The sequence below is a fragment of the Geitlerinema sp. PCC 7407 genome (assembly GCF_000317045.1).
GTDB lineage: Bacteria > Cyanobacteriota > Cyanobacteriia > PCC-7407 > PCC-7407 > PCC-7407.
Genome location: NC_019703.1, coordinates 194,342 through 210,619, shown reverse-complemented (window position 1 = coordinate 210,619; position 16,278 = coordinate 194,342). Strand labels below are relative to the sequence as shown.

The 16,278-nt window shown below is 56.2% G+C and carries 21 protein-coding genes; 4 read left to right on the top strand and 17 right to left on the bottom strand.

What is annotated here, in order from left to right:
- Positions 1–89: 89 nt before the first annotated feature.
- The 7 genes from GEI7407_RS00955 to GEI7407_RS00930 form a co-directional block, all read right to left on the bottom strand.
- Complete coding sequence (locus tag GEI7407_RS00955; protein ID WP_015170261.1) at positions 90–1,007, bottom strand: tyrosine-type recombinase/integrase; 918 nt, start codon at positions 1,005–1,007, stop codon at positions 90–92.
- Positions 991–3,393: an AAA family ATPase gene (locus GEI7407_RS00950; protein ID WP_015170260.1), complete on the bottom strand. Its 2,403-nt coding sequence runs from the start codon at positions 3,391–3,393 to the stop codon at positions 991–993. Before GEI7407_RS00950 ends, GEI7407_RS00955 begins: the two co-directional genes overlap by 17 nt.
- A 79-nt stretch (positions 3,394–3,472) precedes the next feature.
- The gene (locus GEI7407_RS00945) at positions 3,473–3,772 is read right to left on the bottom strand and encodes a hypothetical protein (protein WP_015170259.1); all 300 of its coding nucleotides are present in this window, start codon (positions 3,770–3,772) and stop codon (positions 3,473–3,475) included.
- Positions 3,769–3,990, bottom strand: coding sequence for a hypothetical protein (locus GEI7407_RS00940; protein WP_015170258.1), 222 nt, complete (start codon positions 3,988–3,990; stop codon positions 3,769–3,771). Before GEI7407_RS00940 ends, GEI7407_RS00945 begins: the two co-directional genes overlap by 4 nt.
- A complete protein-coding gene (locus GEI7407_RS20860) occupies positions 3,987–4,190 on the bottom strand; it encodes a hypothetical protein (protein ID WP_015170257.1) in 204 nt (67 codons plus the stop codon). Before GEI7407_RS20860 ends, GEI7407_RS00940 begins: the two co-directional genes overlap by 4 nt.
- Before the next feature lie 34 nt (positions 4,191–4,224).
- Complete coding sequence (locus GEI7407_RS00935) at positions 4,225–4,557, bottom strand: hypothetical protein (protein WP_015170256.1); 333 nt, start codon at positions 4,555–4,557, stop codon at positions 4,225–4,227.
- 24 nt (positions 4,558–4,581) lie between these two features.
- A complete protein-coding gene (locus GEI7407_RS00930) occupies positions 4,582–4,809 on the bottom strand; it encodes a helix-turn-helix transcriptional regulator (protein ID WP_015170255.1) in 228 nt (75 codons plus the stop codon).
- Between the two features lie 106 nt (positions 4,810–4,915).
- On the opposite strand from GEI7407_RS00930, the gene GEI7407_RS00925 reads away from it, so the two are divergent.
- Positions 4,916–5,146, top strand: a complete 231-nt coding sequence (locus GEI7407_RS00925) for a hypothetical protein (protein ID WP_015170254.1) — start codon at positions 4,916–4,918, stop codon at positions 5,144–5,146.
- A gap of 105 nt (positions 5,147–5,251) precedes the next feature.
- Positions 5,252–5,782: a hypothetical protein gene (locus tag GEI7407_RS00920; protein ID WP_015170253.1), complete on the top strand. Its 531-nt coding sequence runs from the start codon at positions 5,252–5,254 to the stop codon at positions 5,780–5,782.
- Positions 5,783–5,849: 67 nt separating this feature from the next.
- Here GEI7407_RS00920 and GEI7407_RS00915 read toward each other — a convergent pair whose 3' ends face one another.
- The 9 genes from GEI7407_RS00915 to GEI7407_RS00875 form a co-directional block, all read right to left on the bottom strand.
- Positions 5,850–6,320: a hypothetical protein gene (locus tag GEI7407_RS00915; RefSeq protein WP_015170252.1), complete on the bottom strand. Its 471-nt coding sequence runs from the start codon at positions 6,318–6,320 to the stop codon at positions 5,850–5,852.
- Positions 6,317–6,790 carry a hypothetical protein gene (locus GEI7407_RS00910; RefSeq protein ID WP_015170251.1) on the bottom strand — a complete coding sequence of 158 codons (474 nt, stop codon included), beginning with the start codon at positions 6,788–6,790 and terminating at the stop codon, positions 6,317–6,319. Before GEI7407_RS00910 ends, GEI7407_RS00915 begins: the two co-directional genes overlap by 4 nt.
- Positions 6,790–7,005 (bottom strand): hypothetical protein, encoded by a 216-nt coding sequence (locus GEI7407_RS00905; RefSeq protein ID WP_015170250.1) that lies wholly within the window; start codon positions 7,003–7,005, stop codon positions 6,790–6,792. Before GEI7407_RS00905 ends, GEI7407_RS00910 begins: the two co-directional genes overlap by 1 nt.
- A 2-nt stretch (positions 7,006–7,007) precedes the next feature.
- The gene (locus GEI7407_RS00900; protein ID WP_015170249.1) at positions 7,008–7,574 is read right to left on the bottom strand and encodes a hypothetical protein; all 567 of its coding nucleotides are present in this window, start codon (positions 7,572–7,574) and stop codon (positions 7,008–7,010) included.
- Positions 7,575–7,617: 43 nt separating this feature from the next.
- Positions 7,618–7,983, bottom strand: a complete 366-nt coding sequence (locus tag GEI7407_RS00895; protein WP_015170248.1) for a hypothetical protein — start codon at positions 7,981–7,983, stop codon at positions 7,618–7,620.
- Positions 7,984–8,081: 98 nt separating this feature from the next.
- Positions 8,082–8,903: a hypothetical protein gene (locus GEI7407_RS00890; RefSeq protein WP_015170247.1), complete on the bottom strand. Its 822-nt coding sequence runs from the start codon at positions 8,901–8,903 to the stop codon at positions 8,082–8,084.
- A 2-nt stretch (positions 8,904–8,905) separates the two neighbouring features.
- Positions 8,906–11,278, bottom strand: a complete 2,373-nt coding sequence (locus GEI7407_RS00885) for a collagen-like protein (protein ID WP_015170246.1) — start codon at positions 11,276–11,278, stop codon at positions 8,906–8,908.
- Positions 11,275–11,946 (bottom strand): hypothetical protein, encoded by a 672-nt coding sequence (locus tag GEI7407_RS00880; protein WP_015170245.1) that lies wholly within the window; start codon positions 11,944–11,946, stop codon positions 11,275–11,277. The genes GEI7407_RS00885 and GEI7407_RS00880 overlap by 4 nt, the downstream gene beginning before the upstream one ends.
- A gap of 10 nt (positions 11,947–11,956) precedes the next feature.
- Complete coding sequence (locus GEI7407_RS00875; RefSeq protein WP_015170244.1) at positions 11,957–12,286, bottom strand: hypothetical protein; 330 nt, start codon at positions 12,284–12,286, stop codon at positions 11,957–11,959.
- Positions 12,287–12,328: 42 nt separating this feature from the next.
- On the opposite strand from GEI7407_RS00875, the gene GEI7407_RS20855 reads away from it, so the two are divergent.
- Entirely contained in the window at positions 12,329–12,670 is a 342-nt protein-coding gene (locus tag GEI7407_RS20855; RefSeq protein ID WP_150109701.1) for a hypothetical protein, read from the top strand.
- A gap of 260 nt (positions 12,671–12,930) precedes the next feature.
- Entirely contained in the window at positions 12,931–13,485 is a 555-nt protein-coding gene (locus GEI7407_RS00870; RefSeq protein WP_150109700.1) for a hypothetical protein, read from the top strand.
- 89 nt (positions 13,486–13,574) lie between these two features.
- Here the strand turns inward: GEI7407_RS00870 and leuS are convergent, their stop codons facing one another.
- Positions 13,575–16,172, bottom strand: a complete 2,598-nt coding sequence (gene leuS / locus GEI7407_RS00865; protein ID WP_015170242.1) for a leucine--tRNA ligase — start codon at positions 16,170–16,172, stop codon at positions 13,575–13,577.
- Between the last annotated feature and the right edge of the window lie 106 nt (positions 16,173–16,278).

The following is a 16,278-nucleotide window of genomic DNA, read 5'->3' as shown; positions in this document are numbered from 1 at the left end:
GAATGCAGTGGAAGCGTTCGCAACCGGGGTGAGGGGCTTAGGTCTCTTGCCCCATTCGCATTTTGGGCCACAGGCTACGGGGCTCAGCATCAAAACTCAGGGATGATCGGGCGGCGCGCGCGGGCGGCGTAGTGCTTGTAGATTACCGCCGTGCTCACTCTGGCCAGGTAGCTCACATCCTGCACGGTCATCCCCGCATCGAGGGCTCCGGTGATCCAGGTGTGGCGGGCGTGGTACTGGCTGAGGTAGAAGGCAACGTGACCAGCTTCTACCAGATCTTTCACGATGGGCCGCCAGTGGCGGGTCTGAAAGTTGGTGTAGTGCATGGGGCCGCCCTTCTGCCCAGGGAACACCCACCCGTCACGGTGGAAACCGGCTGCCTGCTGCTCTCGGAGCAACCGGGCCAGACGATCGCCGCAAGGGAACCGGGTAGAGCGGTAATTTTTGGTGAACTGGACTTCCTTTTGGCCCTGGGGGAGTGCCTCAGAAATCAGCAGCTCCCGACAGTCTGGGGACACATGGCCCCATTTGAGCGCGGCTGCTTCTTCTGGTCTGCATCCGGTCCAAAAGAGGAATCGTACCCAGGGACCGTAGTAGGGGGCGTGCACGTCGATCGCGGCAATGATGCGATCGCGCTCTTCGAGGGTGAACGCGGCCCAGTTGGTATCTGATGGGCGCGGGGTTCGCAGGTGGCGGCCAACCCCGGCGAATGGGTTGCACGGTAGCATATCGCTCTCCTCGGCCCATCTACAGGCCGCTGTGAACTGCTGAATGGTGCGCCGACTGGTCTCGACGCTGTAGTGCTCCAAAAGCCAATCGCGAATCGCAATGGCGTTGCGGAGATGGGGGGCCTCTTTCTGCATTCGCTTGAGGCGGCGGGTGAATTTTTCATAGTCACGGTCATAGGTCGATGGGGCAATCTGCCCACGGCGAAACTCGCAGTAGGCGGCCCATACCTCCACCAATCGGGTCAGGGGTATCGTCCACCGGTTAGGAGTCCTGGGCATTCAGTTCAACAGAGGGAGTATTGAGCGGCTGTAGCAGTTCGTTGTTGAACTGGCGTGATCCGAGACCAGGAACATGCACGCGAGAGGTCTCAGGCCCTTGTTTTTCAAGCTTTACAGCGGTTTCGAGTTGAGTGCAGTACAGCCAAATCTCTGGCCTTCGCTGATCAGCTGTTGAACTGTTGTTGAACTGCTGTTGAACTTTCAAACCCTTACGCTGCAAAGGTTTGGGCTCTGAGTTCAACAAATTAGGGGATGTGGGGGGTGTCGAGGGGTGATCATTTTTTTGATCACTTTTTTCGGATTGATCACTTTTTGGCAGGGGTGGGGGACTTACAGGAAGTTGTTGAACTTCTCCTCTATCGTTTGCCCCATCTGCTTTTGAGCTGTTCAACACAAGTTCAACATGTTGAACTTGTTGAACTTCTTCTTTGGCGTCAGGGGTGATCAATTTGTGATCAATTTGGGTGGGGGGGTGATCATCGCCCTCGATGGCGATCGCCTTTTCCAGCAGCTCAATCTGAGTAGCCGCTTTTCGCACATAGACGGCAGCTCGCTGTTCGCCTCGTTTTTCTATCAAGTCCTCAGCCTGTAGGCGTTTGAGCACTTCATAGAGAGATTTTTTCGGAAGGTTTGTGGCCTCCGCGATCTGGTCGATGCCCGCGCTGGCGACCTGGTTCATGTACGCCAGCACGCGATCCTTTTGGCTGACGTCGACGTTTGGCCCCATCCAGTTGCCTAGGAGCTGCCATTCGAGGGTGTTGGCGTCCAGGATGATTTGCAGGTCCAGCTTGCCCCAACCGTTCTCGACGGCGAGGCGGTAGTTTCGCTCATCGGCTGCCAGAATCAGCGTGCCGCGACAGGTGGCACGGATAGACGAGCTGCCCCGAATGGTGTCAAAGACGTCCACCTCCCCTGCATTTTGCAGATTTACCTTGCCGGTGTGGTGGACCAGTAGGCCGGTGCAGCGCTGTCGTTTGCACATCTCCTGTAGTGGCTCCAGGAGCTGCGACATCTCCGCGCTGCTCTCACTGATTGCGCTATCTCGAATCCGACTCAGGGTATCCAGCACCACTAGGCGGCAGCCCAGCTCTTCGACCAGCTGCTCCAGGTGGGGCAGCTCGGACAGCTTGAATTTGTCAATCCAGTAAACGGGCACACCGGGCGGCCACCCCTGCTTTAGCTCACGCTCTTTGGTTTTGGTCTCTGAGTCCTCGCAGCGGATGTACAGTACCGCTCCCTTGCTGGTAGGGCGCCCTAGGAAGCGCCCGCCGGTGGCTACTGCCTTGGCCAGGGTCATGGCCATCAGCGATTTACCGGCGCGGGGACTGGCGGCCAACAGAAACAGCTCGTCGGCGGTCAGGATGTCGTCAACGAGCCAGTCGGTGTAGTCGGGCGCGCGCTCTAGCAGTTGGTCGTTGCTGATGAGGCGGCTTCTCAGAGGGTTGTCGGCCTTGGGTTCCTCCCACGGCGTGGCGGTGGCGGCGGCGGTGGCCACCTGGTCAAATAGCCCCGCAGCGATCGCGTCGCTGATGTCCCATCCTTTGGGGGGTTCGCCCTGGGATGGGACGGTGGCCACCTTTGCCCGTTTCTTGAGGCGGGCGGCTACCTTCTCCGCGCCCTTGGCTCCTGGTGCATCGAGGTCGTAGAAGATCACCACGTCGCCAGCGAGCCGGTCCAGTTCGTTATCGGGGGGAATGTTGCCAGCGCCACAGGTAAAGCAGCTCACCTGTACGTCATTTTTTAGCTCGGAATGACGTACAGCCCAGCCCAGCGCGATCGCGTCCCATTCCCCTTCGCACAGCCAGGTCTGGCGGGGTTGGGCGGGTTGGTGGGTGGTATAGACCATCTGGGGAATGCCGTACTGGCTCCAGGCCTGATAGCCGTCGGGCCTGGAGCCAGCGGGCATCCAGGGGGCGACGCGCTTTTTTTGAAAGTAGGCGGTGCCGTCGGTGTTGGGGATAGGAACCGCGATCGCCGGGAGGTGAGCAAATTTGCTGGGCTTGCTGCTATCTCCGACGCGGCACCGCACCACACCCAGGCGGTAGTGCTCGATCATCTCTGGCGTGATGCCCCGGTCGATGAGCCACCGCAAGGCGTGGGTGCTCTGCTGCAACAAGCGATCGGTGGCCTCTTTCACCTTCGGCGGTGCCACCAGCACCTTGGCAGCAGGCCGTGCCGGTACGGTCGCCGGCGCTAGCGTCGATGCCTCCGCTACTCCCAGTGCGGCGCGAATCTGCTCCGGAGTGCACCCTCGAAAGCACTTGTAGGCCCCATCCGTCTCTGGCACCAGCGCCAAATTTTTCTGCCTTTTGCCCTCCAGCTCGCACACCGGGCAAACCGCTCTGCCCTTGGCATCAAATTCAATGTGATCTGAAATTCGAAACATCTTTGATTTCCTCAAAAAAAGGGGCCGTCGGTCGTTCGACGGCCCCCGTTAACTCGTCGTCACGGACAAACCTAAAAAGCTAGTTTTCGGTGGGTGATTGGAGCTCTGCCAGGATGGCGTTGAGCTCCTCTGTGGAGGGGATGCCCTCTGGGATCCTCACGATTTGGTCGATTAGGAGATGAGCCCGGTCCTCCTGATCCTCAGGGGGGATCTGCCGATGGGCCGCCGCGCCACACAGAAGCAGGAACCGGCCCCAGTTACCAGCCTCGCCCGGGGTGACATGGGCCAGGAGCGTGGCCGCCGTGCACAGGGCCTCACTCAAAATCCCGAAAATCTCCTTTGCTTCAGTCAGCTCTGCTGGGGAAAGTTGTTGTGTCATGCCGAAATCCCCGCAACGGTGACCGATGGCTGCTCGGGAGTGGGGGGAAGCTCTCCCGAAACGCGATCGCACAAAATCTTCCAGGTCAGCGTGGCGGCCTCGTCGACCAAGCTGATAATGTCGCCGCCCAGACTGAGCATTAGGATGTCGTCGTCCCACTGGGCAGAGGTCACAGCCTCTAGGTTGAAAATCATGTTGTCGTACTTCAAAAGCATCATTGGTATCGCTCCGTGGGGTCGAAGATGATCTCCATCTCAAAGGGGTAGGCCCGTTGCAGGGCTTGCTGCAGCCGGGTCGCCTGGGTCCGGGTGTGAAACCGGCCCATGGAAACCCGCTGGCAGTTGCGAAGGTGCCGGACTAGGACCCAGGGGGTGGCTAGGGTGCTATGGTGGCCGTTCTGTGTAATGTGGTGTTCCATCGTTTAGTTCCAAAAACGAATGAACGGCTGCGCCTTAGCGGGTGCAGCCGTTTTCTGTGAGGGCGGGCATGGAGAGGGCGGGCAGAATGCCGCCAATGTAGGGGACGGATTCGATGTCGACAGGGTGGGACAGCTCCCACCACTCACCGAAAATCGTGCAGATGTGGACCTGGTCCTCTCCAGGAATGAAGAACTTGGTATCGTCGACGGCTCCGTCTGCCAGCTCGCGGCAGATCTCCTGGTCAATCTCGTCAATCTGCCGCTGGGTGGCGGCGATCATGCCCTGGTAGTTGCGAATGCGATCGGCTAGCACCATGCGGGCATGGATGCGGCTAGTCATTTTGTCAGCGGTAAGATTTTGTTTCATGGGAATTGTGAAAAATCACATCTGCTACGAAGCTAGCGCAAGTTGTGATTTTTCACAATCTGTTTTTTTGCGGCGCAAGTTAACGGCTCTCAAAACCTCGTGAGGCTCCATATCAAGAGCATCCGCCATTCTGTTGATGGTTCGCTCTGTCATGAGCTGCCCTGAAAAGAACTTGCTGAGATTTCCTTGGTTAATCCCCGTAATCCTTGCCAATTCGATGATTTGAGTTTCAATGAAGGCTTCGATATCCATGTTGATTTTCACAACTCTACTCGGATTCTATCCCTTGAGTCGTTAATTATCACAGTTGTGAAAACTCACAATCCTAGGCCACTATTGGGATATACCCCTAGGTGCTATGGATCATCGACAAGCGTTAAATGAAACTCTGAGCCAGTTCGACCTGAAGGCAGCAGCGATCGCAGAGGCAGCCGGTATTGATGCGGGTCGGCTAAGCAAATTTCGCAACGGACATCACGACCTTCGGTCCAGCGCTTTGCAGCAGATTATTAACGCCTTGCCCGAAAAAGCACGTGCCTACTACTACCTGCTGTTGATGTCCAACGGGCACAAAATCCCCAGCAATTAAGATCTGACATTTTCCTGGTAGCCAACCAAAAATCTAGGGCACCTTACAAAAGACCCCCCATCCGAGCGTCTGGACGGGGGGTCAAAGTCTATCTAGGTGCTCATTATGAAGCTTCAAGCCCAAACCGTCGCCGCGCTTAGCGCCCTGGTCTTCACCACCGGATGCTCTGCCTTCTGCCAGGGCCGCAACGCCCCCGTGGTTGCCGCTCCCGAGTCTGGCGAAGAAGAAATCTATGTTGGCCAGCCAGGAAAAGTCTTTCCAAAGCGCATCGTCTACGGCGGCTGGGAGATCGTCGTCGAAGGGTCACGCGACGGCGGCCAGGTCTACAAGGATGATTACTCAGAGTATGAGGCGGTCGACACCTGGCATGTGGTGCAAATCAAGGTCACCAACAAAACAGGAAAACGCCAGAAATCTGATGATGCTCCTACCCCTTACGATTTCACCTACTTTGACACCAAGAACAAACCGTTTGAAGTGGAACAAACGATCTATAAGTTTGACTCGATCAGTCAGCCTGTGGACCCCGGCGACGTCTTGACCTATGAGGCCCTGATCGATGTCCCAAAAGGGACAAAGCTCAATCGCCTCTCAACCGATACCTACACCGACGGCAGCCCCCAGATTTCCTGGTAGTCAGCAAGTGCTCGGCCCAGTTGAGCTTGGGGGAGGATTCACCGGGGGCACATACTCGGCTCGCGCGTTAGACAGAACCAGAGCCGTCGACGCCCCCAGCATCACCCACAGTCCCGCGAGCAATAGTTTCTTGCACATCATCCAGCCTCCGATGCATCGCATCGATCATGTTCTCCAGCCGCGCCGCTCGCTCCATGAGATTGGCGTACATCGATGCCTGCGAAGATAGCGCCCGCTGCACATCATCCTTGAGGATCGCGCTCACAATCCTGATTTCCTGCTTCAGCTGAATCTGCTCTAGGAGCTGCTCGCGCCCCGCCTTCGCATCAGCAATCAGCGCCGAATTGCTCTCTCGCAGGTCCGAAATCAAAAGCTTCAGCAGGTCAGCTTCATCGGCCTCTCGCTTCTCGAAGTAGCGCCACAGGCGAGGGGCAATCCAGGCCACTGCGAGAGCAATAGCCCCCCAGCTCAGCGCTGGCGGCGGCTGCGGAATATCTGGCGGCGGCACCGGAGCACCCACCTGAGCCGTGATTCTCATAGCTGGTCGACCTTGAACTCTATCCGCGCCAAGTCCACCCTCACCGCCTGGATCAGGTCCTCCTCGCGGGTCGTCTCCTCGCCCCGGTACTCAAACAGCGAAACCTTGATATCCAGCAGCCACGGCGCAGGCGCAAACTTCATCTGGAACTGCGGAGCAATCTTCGGGAACACCAGCAGCGTAGGCCGCTCCAGCGGCACCCAAAACTTCTGAGCCTCGATCACCCCATACCCCGTGATGGGATTCGCCAACTGCTGATAGAGATACCCCGCCCGATACCAGTTGTCCTTGCGCCGATCGGTCTGAGCCCAAATCACATAGATGAACCGGTCAAACAAAAAAGGAAAATCCCACGGCTGCATCCAGACATCCTGCCGTGGGAACGCGGGGGCCGGGGTTTCCTTGTAGTCCTGATAGACCAGCTCAAACTTATTGGGATTACCCAGATCGGCAACTACCTGGTCAAGCATCAGATGTAGTTCACTCCCTGAGCCCAGTCGGTGGACGCCTGGATGACATCAACCCCTAGTTCATCCATAGCGTCCATCCAATCAGCTGTAGATATCTGCCCCATTTGCCACGCCCGCGTCGCATCAGCCCGCCGGAGCATCCGATCAAGCTCAAAGTCAAACTCGTCGGGGCCCTGATCGGGCGTAATAATCATGGGCGTCTCAAATGCGGCCATCTCTACGCCCCCGACTGCGTATACTGTTCCAGCCTCAGATACAGCCGCCCGTAGGCCCCTAGCTGCTCTGACTTAGCTGCTTTGATCGCGGCAAATTTGGTTCTGAGGTCGTCCACCAGTGGCGCAGTATCCGCCGCGCCCGCCGAAATTGGCGCAGTGTAATGGGCCTGGGACTCACCCTCGGTAGCCCCGGAGTAGCGAATGTATCGGCGCCCCGTGTTGTTGTAGGCCTGGACGGGGACTGGGGTGGGATCTGACGTCATGGCTTTTACGACGCTGGCTTTAAATCCACGCGGAGCATTCAGCGCCGACTCAAAGGCAAGCGCATCCTCTGAAAGCCCCAGCGCCGCCAACCCACCGAAGAAAGTCACAGCCTTGGTCGACGCCTGGAGCGCGAGCATAGGAGCCGCTGCACCAACCCGCAACAGTAGCGATCGATAGGCCACGCCCTGGCGCGGCTGCGCATCAACCGTCGCCTTAATGGGGCGATTGGCCGCGTTGGCATAGTATGCCTCTCGCGCCTGCACATATTCCAGCTCGCGCTGAACCTGCCAAAGTTTCTTAACCATCGTGAAGAGTCCTATAGAGGTGAACTAGAAACCAGGGAGGGCCCTAGCTATTCGGGCCGGTGACATTGTCGAGGTTCGCCGCTACGAGCACTCGCAGCTGGGCCTGCATCGAAATCTGCACATAGCCGCCAGCCTGAGTAGTGGTAGTCGGCAGCAGGAAGGCCCCTAGCCGCTCACCCGTGGCAACAGCAGTATTTGCCGTCACCTGGGCCTGGTAGCACGCATAGAACAGCTTGCCGAAGAACTCCAAGACACCCTGATCAGACAGAGCTCCAATAGCGTCCCCGGTGAGCTTCCCAACATTGATAACGACCTGCTCATTCGGAGCTGTGCCAGTCACCTCGATCGCGGTAGGGTCTTCCAAGGCATCTGCTACTTGCTGCCAGGTCAGGTCTGAAATAATCGCCATATCCAAGTACTCGTGAGAATGATTCCCTTATAGCTCGGAAATAGCTCAATTTTTCCAGCCGGATTCATATATGTCTCCGGGAAAATTTAGGGATTTTCCTAGCGAACCAGAGCAGTTCGGAATCGGCCAGTAGCATCGTAGATAGGGATTCCCTGAGGAATTCCATGGATGTGCAAAGCTGCATACCGAAATCTCACATAGGAGATGGGCTTCTCGATATATTTGCGTCGAGTTTTCCCGTAGATAAACTGAGTTCCTGGCTGTGTTGAGTACTCCTTTCTCGTCTCCGAAATAGTCATGAAGTCGTCATCAAATGGGTGGCCTTGGACATCCAAAACCTTACCGATCACCTCGCGAGCTTCTGATTCCGAGTAGGCCCACAAAAGTAGCCGATAGCCTCTCTGAAGATCCCGGTAGCTCACCTTCACTCGTCCCTTTCGCCAGCGATACCCACCGCTGGCCCCAAAGACAGTCTTGACCCGATTCCCCAGAGCCAGCGCTTCCGCCGGGGTAATGGTCTCGCTCGTCTCATTCATGAGGCGAAATGAGATCTCCGCAGAGGTGGGCGAGGCCCCCTCAGGCACTGAGCCAGCATCCTGGGAGAAGAACAGCATGATCTGAGGCCGGAACTGCACCTGGCGCTGGTACTCTTCCGCCGGGATGCCGTAGATCGGCGTCTGGAGAGCCTGAGCCCTACCCACCGTGAAGTAGAACAGCATCATCCGTGTCAGCACCTCTAGGGCTGAGTCCTCGTCTCTCACCGTGCAGGCAACGCGGAGAGAGGCCCTGGATGTGGTGATGTTCTCATCCCAATCCTCTCCCCCGATGTCTGAAAATTCCTCCCGGACATCGCGGTTGTAGGTCTGCATCACCACAGATTGCAGGTGTTCCCAGCGAGCAAAACCACCCGGTAGCGGCATATTTAAACCTCTGGCTTAGATAGATCGGCGGTGGAGATCGGCGGCGTAACGGATGAGGTTTTGCTGGCATCTGCCGCATCCTTGATCGCCTTATTTTCAGGAGTTGCAGGCCCCAACCCTTCCTCTACTGCCTTATCAAAATCGGTCCGCTGCTTCCCTAGATTGGTCACAGTCTCCTGAATAGAGAGAGTCTCACCAGCGACCGCATCGACCTGGCTGATCACCTCTTCAGTGGTGTTCAAGATGGTGAAAAAGCGATTCTGGAAATTGACCTGCGGGTTCATCCATCGATACGCCAATTCGCCAACCACACCGAATTTTTTCAGGGCGTTTCCGATAGCTGCAATCCAGTTGCCAATGATTTCCATCGCACCAAGGATGGAGTATCCAATCGACTGGATGCTCCACATGATATTGGCTGCAGCCTGATAGATTCGGTTGTATTTTTTCCAGGTCTCTTTGATGCCGTCCACGTTGTTTTGGCCAATCATCCCCGCGAAGAAGTTCTCGAAGTTTTGGCCCAGCTCCTGGGTGATATCGATGGGCTGATTGTTCTCGTCCCTTAACCCGAACACAGCGAGCGTGTTGGACATCATCGAGAAAAATGTCTGTGTCAGCGCGTTACTGAGCATGTAGGCATTGTGAACAGTCGCCACCATCGTCAACAGGTTCATGACCTGGCCCAGGCGCAGAAACTTGCCGACTCGCTGCAATAGCTGGAAGGTGTTTGTCGCGGTGGTCTGGATGTTGGTAGCTATGCCACGAACCGCTACCACGGCCCGATTGGCAGCGATCGCTTCCTTCGCTGCATTGAATGAGTTTGCAGCTGCGGCCCGCGCTGAGGCCAGGGATGCCTTGGTGTCGGCGATGTGCCCGGTCTGCCGATTGAGAATCTGCTGGATCATCGGCTTGATTGTTGGATCATTCACGGCGTCTTTCCCATCACGTCCATTGCGTCCAGCCAGACCAGGCAACCCATTGCGGCCATCTTTCCCCGCTGGCCCGCGCTGCCCAGCTGGCCCAGGTCGGCCATCGCGGCCAGGTCTTCCGTCCAGGCCGTTGCGCCCTGGCGTTCCCGGTCGGCCATCGCGGCCAGGTGGTCCTTGCAGCCCAGGTTTTCCAGATTTTTGAAGCGCCTGCTGCGCGAGCCGTTCCGCATTGGTCGCGCGCGAGTTGGCTATCTCGGATAGGCCGATCGCATCTGCAATCCGCTTGCGGAGTGGCGGCACCTCTTGGGCCACGCCATTGGCGATCCGCTTGGCCTCGTTCGCCGTTCCTTCAACGTTGCTGATACTGCGCTTGATGCCAGGAATCTCCTGAGCCACGTTGTCAGCAGTGCGCTGGGCATTGCGCGCTGTGCCCATGGCCTGATTGGCTGTACCAAATGCCCGGTTGGCAGTTGTGCCAGCATCGAGGGCGCTACCTAGTGCCCGATTCGCTACAAGCCCAGCGGCTATTGCTGCTACTTGTGCCTGTAGTGAGGTCCGTTCGGCGTTCACCGCCTTAATTGCCGCCAGTTCAGCCGCCTGTTGAGCTTTGAGAGCATCGGCAATAGCCTTGCCGCTCTGGCCCAGCGCCTCAAATGACTTTCTAAGGGCGTTAGCCGCTTCTAAAGCCGCTGCGTCAATACGCCCTCCCATCACCTTTAACTGGCTGCTCAAGCCATCAATTAGCCCCTGTAATCTTTTGATGCCATTAAGCGCCCCTGTAGCCAATGTAATGGCGTAGCTAGCATCAGCTCTAGCAGCGTCTGCCACGCGCTCAACCGCATCAATTCGCCCTCCTAGGATATGAAGAATAGCGATCGTGTCTGCAAGGTTAGCAATAAGGCCCAGCACGTCAAAAAGCGGCCCAAGTCTTACCAGCAAATCACCAAAATTCTTAAATAGAGCTTGCAGACCAGCCTTAAGGCCACCGACGTTATTTTCTAGAACATTAATTGCCCCTCGCAGCGGCCCAACCTTTGCTTCAGCGATCTCTCCAGCCTTCGTATTTAATCGAGTCTCCAGGCCCGGAACTTCGGTCCGATAGAAGACACCATTTAGCTTGTCTTTTACAGCATTCAGCTCTTCCTGTGCGTATCGCTTAAGCCTTCTGTTTTCGTCAACTAGCTCCTGATCAACCTTGTTGACGTTCATAGTCAACGCATAATTTTTCTCAAGGTGAGTTTTCACCTTAGGCAAGTCCTCTAGAGTAAGTGCTGCTGCCCCGACAGAGAAAGACCCTAAAACAAGAAGACCAATCTTGTCATAGTTGTCTTTCATGAACTGACCGAACTGCTCCTTTAAGACAAACTTGTCGGTATCAATTGCCTCTACCAGCCGCCTGATTTCTCTCAGCTCTTTCTCTAGCCGCTTGCAGCATTCATCACTCATTGCAATTGCCTCAATTTAGATTGAATTTGAGAACTGATAGAGAGCAAAGTTGATTGGTTTTTACAACACCCTCCACACGTCACCGTCACCTCAGGGCACTGACCCAGGGTTTTCTCCCAAATAATCCCGTTGCCATCACTGATAGTCGTTTTGCAAAGGCCAGTAGCGCTGACCGCAAAACTCATCCCGGCGGGATTGTTGTAAGGATTCCCCTCCCATCCGGGTGCGTTTATCCCCTCATATCTCAGGGTTACCGCATTACCATTTGCCACCCATGAAGTAATGGCGGGAGAGCCCCAACCAGCTTTGTAGAGGACTTCCTGGGAATTGGCATAGATACGCATTTCGTTATCTGCCATTCCTTGAAATTCCAGGAGAGTGCCCTCAGGAATATCAATAAAGTCGTAGAGATTAATGATTTCCTGCGACTTATTTTTAGGACTGGCGAAAGGCCCATCCCATACCCATTCAGTACCGGGCAAAGGCCCACCCCAAGCAGGGTGAGCCCACACTTTGATACCTACCTTCCCACTCCAAGAAAGCCGAATATTCCCCAATTCCTGAAGCACAGTAACGGGGGGTGACGTCGACTTGAATTTCAGGGGGAATCCATCACCAGCATCGACAATAATTTCAGCTTCTGAATCCCCGTTACAGTACTGTGTCATTTTTCAGGAATTAGTAATCGTCGGGGTCAATAGCCGTGTTGGTGTTCTGCTTCTCGAAATAGCAAGTGAGGCTTCTCTGCTGGTATTCCAGATTATTTCTTGTCACGATGGACGCGAATCCATCGTCTAGATAAACAACCTGATCAGGATTGCTATCTCGATTGGTGGAGTTGAGATGCTCCTTCCATTTCAGAAGCAGCGCGACCACGAGGGCCTCGGCACTATCGGTAGCATCAGCCGTTAGCCCCACGGAAGCTAAATCCGCTTTTTGAATAGTGAGCGAAGTGCTGGTCTGGGTAGCGCCAGCCCCAAAGACCTGAGTGAGAGTTGGTTTTGCCATAGGAATATCCAATGAATTAACGGACAATCCTAACAGTTTTCTATGGTTGGTTTGTACTGTGGGGGTTCCAGCAAGGCACGCAAAAATCCCCTGACTTCTGGGGCGAAATCAGGGGATAGGGGCCAGGATTTAGGCCAAAAATTAGGCAAGCCCGTCGATGCGGCTGCTAGGATGCTTATGCCGCAGTGGTTCTGGGCGGTTGATGGGTTGTCTGAAAATCCTCGTGTCACCGGTTCAAGTCCGGTTCCTGGCATTTTAATCAGGTCTTCTAGATCGCTCAAAACCTTCTCAATCAAAGGTTTTGAGCGATTTGGCTTTTTGGGGCGATCGCCTAATTTCGCCACGACAAGGCGCGATCGCCTAGGATTTTTAGGCAAGATTTAGGCAAGCTTCAACCAAAATTTAGGCCAAGATTTAGGCCAATTTTCAGACCAGTGATCACAAAAACTGACATTTTCTCGTTCGCGCACTAAAAATTCAGGGAATCTTGTAAAAGCATCTCTAGAACCCCTTCATTCAGTCAGTGGTGCTTAGCGCAGAAAATGACAAAAAAGCGATCGCTCTGGCCGGTTTGGCTGCCCTATCCCAGTTCGTGGCTACAAGCTCTCCTAATTTTGCTATTGGCTAGTCTAGGAACCTACTGCATGCGAGCAACGGGTCTTTTTGGATTGCGGCTGTCTGAAATGATTGAGCGGCCCGAACCTTTTCTGTTTTTCGGGATTTTGGCTTTGCTGTCCCCGATTGTGTGGATCACGCTCTGCCATCACCTGGTGCACTTGGCGATCGCCCGCTACCTTCCGTCTTTGCGATCGGGCGAGATGGGCGACCCTGTGAAAACCTGGCCAGACCTGATGAGCTGGTGGGACGGCCTTTATGGCTGGATGGTTGCTGCCCTTTCGACGATGGTTTCTTTGGGGGTTTTCGTGCTCTTTTTGCCCAGTATGGAGGTCGATTTTGTGGGCGATCGCCCCTATCTTGAATCATCGGACGCGATCGCTTCGGTGGCGGGCAGTGCGTGGCTCATTTGCGCGGCCTATCTCTATCAACTGGAAACCCTCGTTCAGCAAAGAATTCGGGCAGCTTCTCAGGCCCAAACAATGCCCAAAAGCCCCAAAGCATCGGTGAACACCCCAGACGTCGAACTCAATCGGCTTCGCACTCAAATGGGCCTGACAACCATCAAAAAATACAAGCGATAAAAGCAAGTTGAAAAGTCACAAAAAAGGGTGAGCCAAAGCTCACCCAAAATGATTCAAGAAACCAGAATTAGAGCCTAATTAAAGCCGGTCTAGCTCACAACAAAATTGACGAGTTTACCGGGCACAACGATGACTTTCTTGATTTCCTTGCCTTCGATGTAGCGCTGAGCGACTTCTGAGTTGCGGGCGTACTGCTCCAGGGCGGCTTTGTCCGCTTGGGCCGGGACCTGGATAGTGCCGCGGGTTTTGCCCAAAATTTGGATCACCAGCGTGATTTCGTCCGCCACGAGGGCCGCCGGATCGTACTGGGGCCAAGCCTGCTCGTGCACCGATACCTGGTTGCCCAAGAGGTGCCATAGCTCCTCGGCGATGTGCGGCGCAAAGGGCGCCAGCAGCAGCACCAGTGCTCGAATGCCTTCGGCATAGACGGGCGTGTCCTTGGCCGGGGCATCGCTCAGGGCATTGCTGAGCTTCATCATCTCCGAGACCGCCGTGTTGAACTGGTAGTCTCCCTCCAGATCCTCAGTCACGGCCTGGATCGCCGTGTGAATGGCGCGGCGCAAGTCCTTGTCTGCCTTCGTGAGGCTGTCGTTTTGGCCCTGGAGCTGAGCGGCGATCGCCGCGGCAGCTAGCTGGGTTTGGTTGGCGGCCGCAAACTCACTCACCAAGCGCCACACACGATTCAAGAAGCGGAACTGACCCTCTACGTCCGCATCATCCCACTCCAGATCCTTCTCCGGCGGTGCTTTGAAGAGGATAAACATCCGGGCGGTGTCTGCGCCGTACTTGGCCAGCACTTCCTTGGGATCGACGCCGTTGTACTTCGACTTCGACATCTTTTCGTAAAAGACTTCCAGGCGATCGCCCGTGGCCGGGTCCTTGGGGGCCTGAGGATCGCTGAAGTCGACCTCCGCCGCCGGGATATATTTGCCCGTGGTGGGGTTTTTGTAGGTCATGGCCTGGACCATGCCCTGGGTCAGCAGCCGCTTGAAGGGTTCGTCCACATCGACCAAACCGCGATCGCGCAAGACCTTCGTGAAAAAGCGCGAATACAGCAGGTGCAAAATCGCGTGCTCAATGCCACCAACGTACTGGTCGACCCCCATCCAGCGATTGACCTTGTCTTTGGCAAAGGGCTGGTTTTCATTGCGAGCGTCGGTGTAGCGCAGGAAATACCACGACGAATCGATAAAGGTGTCCATCGTGTCCGTTTCGCGCTGGGCCGGTTCTCCGCAGCTCGGGCACGGCACATTGATCCAGTCAGTGAGCTTGGCCAAGGGCGACGGACCCCGGCCCGAAAACTCCACATTCTCCGGCAGACGCACCGGCAGCTGATCCTCTGGCACCGGCACCGCGCCGCAGCTCGGGCAGTGCACCACCGGGATCGGCACCCCCCAGTAGCGCTGCCGCGAAATCAGCCAGTCCCGCAGACGATACTGAATCCGCGCCTTACCAAACCCTTGCTCCTCGGCATAGGCAACGATCTGAGTCTTACCTTCGGTGGAGGGCGTCCCGTCGAAGGTGCCTGAATTCACCAGCACCCCAGCCTCGGTGTAGGCTGCCGTGAGGGGTTGGCTGGCATCCCCGCCCGCCGGAATGACCACTGTCTTGATGGGCAGCTGGTTGCGTTGGGCAAACTGGAAGTCCCGCACATCGTGGGCCGGCACGCCCATCACAGCCCCAGTCCCATACTCATACAGGACGTAGTCCGCAATCCAGATGGGAATTTCTTCACCCGTAAAGGGATTGATCGCCTTACCGCCGGTCGAAATGCCGCGCTTGGGCTTGTCTTCGGCCGTCCGCTCGATTTCACTCTCGCTGGAAATTTCTTTCACGAAGGCTTCGACAGCAGCAGCGCGATCGGGCGTGGTCACCTGGGCCGTCAGCGGATGCTCCGGCGCCAGCACCACGTAGGTCACGCCGTACACCGTATCGGGCCGCGTCGTGAAAACAGCAATCTTTTCGTCCAGACCAACAATGGGAAACTCAAGGGTGGCTCCCGTCGATTTGCCGATCCAGTTAGCCTGCATGGTTTTCACGCGATCGGGCCAGCCGTCCAGCGTGTCGAGATCCGCCAAGAGCTGCTCGGCGTAGTCCGTGATCTTGAAGAACCACTGCCGCAGGAGTTTGCGCTCGACCTTGGCCCCCGATCGCCACGATCGCCCTTCATTGTCGACCTGCTCGTTGGCCAACACCGTCTGGTCGATCGGGTCCCAGTTCACCGCCGACTCTTTTTGGTAGGCCAGTCCCGCCTGGAAGAATTGCAGGAAAATCCACTGGGTCCAGCGGTAGTAGTCGGGTGAGCAGGTGGCGACTTCGCGGTCCCAGTCGTAGGACAGTCCCAGCTGCTGGAGCTGCTGGCGCATCTGATCGATATTCTGATACGTCCAGGTGGCCGGATGAATCCCTCGATCGATCGCCGCGTTTTCTGCCGGTAGACCAAAGGCGTCCCAGCCCATCGGATGCAGCACACGATGGCCCTGCATCCGCTTGAGGCGGGCGATCACATCCGTAATGGTGTAGTTGCGGACGTGGCCCATGTGCAGGTTGCCCGACGGATAGGGAAACATGGACAGTGCATAAAACTTGGGCTTGTCGCTTGACTCTGGGGCCTTGTCTAGACCTTGGTCAGCCCAGGTTTGTTGCCACTTTTCCTCAATGGCGCTGGGATTGTATCGGGACTCCACGAGCAGAACTCCTGCGAACTTCTCACGATTGGGTTTGCTCACCCATTCTAATTGAGACACTCCGCTCCACTGCGCCAGAGCGCTACCTTGCCGGCATCGAACCAGT